Origin of the sequence: Pararhodobacter sp. SW119, assembly GCF_017811755.1 — a bacterium.
GTDB lineage: Bacteria > Pseudomonadota > Alphaproteobacteria > Rhodobacterales > Rhodobacteraceae > Pararhodobacter.
The window spans coordinates 1-691 of the sequence record NZ_JADDJF010000181.1 but is presented as its reverse complement, the minus strand read 5'-3'; the positions used below and the strand labels follow the sequence as shown (position 1 = coordinate 691).

Genomic DNA, 691 nt, shown 5'->3' with positions numbered 1-691 from the left:
TTCGCGCGCCGCCGCGATCCGCTCGCGCAGCCAGTCGAGGTAGGGGCCGGCGGGTTCGCGCACCGGGCGGGGGGCATCGTGGATCGGGTGGGACGCGGCGAAGGCCACGGCGATCTCGTTGCCGAAGGGGGGGGCCACGGTGATGCGGAACACCTCGCTGCCGTCAGGTGCATGACCGACATCGAGCGTCGATTTCGGCGGCAGGAGAGTGGTGTCCAGCATCTCGTTCGGTTGCAGGTGCAGCACCATCCCGGCGGCGTCGAAGTAATCGATATAGACATGCGCGGGGTAGTCGGGAGAGGTCATCTCGAAGGTCAGTTCGTCGCCTTCGACATAGGCGTATTCGCGGGCATGGGCATCGTCGCCGATCAGGCGCGGGTCGGTCTCCTGTACGGTCGATTGCGGCAGGCCCAGCGCGGCGATCCCGGCCAGCACGTTGCATTGCGGGCGGGGCAGGATGCGCACGTTGTCGGAAACCGGGATCGCGCCGCCGACCTGTTCGCGCAGCGCCGCCAGCACGGGCGCGCGCAGACCTTCCTCGGGCACATGGCCGCGCAGTTCCAGCGTGCCGGTTTCGGGCAGGAAGACGGTCTGCATCCGGGCGCAGGGGACCGCGGAGAGACGGGCCGAGATGCCGTTCACGGCGTCGCGCTCAAGCCCCAGTTCGGTAAGAATTCTCTGCAGATTCATG

1 protein-coding gene is annotated in these 691 nt (G+C 68.0%); it reads right to left on the bottom strand.

Going from position 1 to position 691, the window contains the following annotated elements; all coding sequences use genetic code 11:
- The coding region (locus IM708_RS21155; protein ID WP_209428518.1) for a DUF4384 domain-containing protein at positions 1-691 on the bottom strand (691 nt) is incomplete at both ends.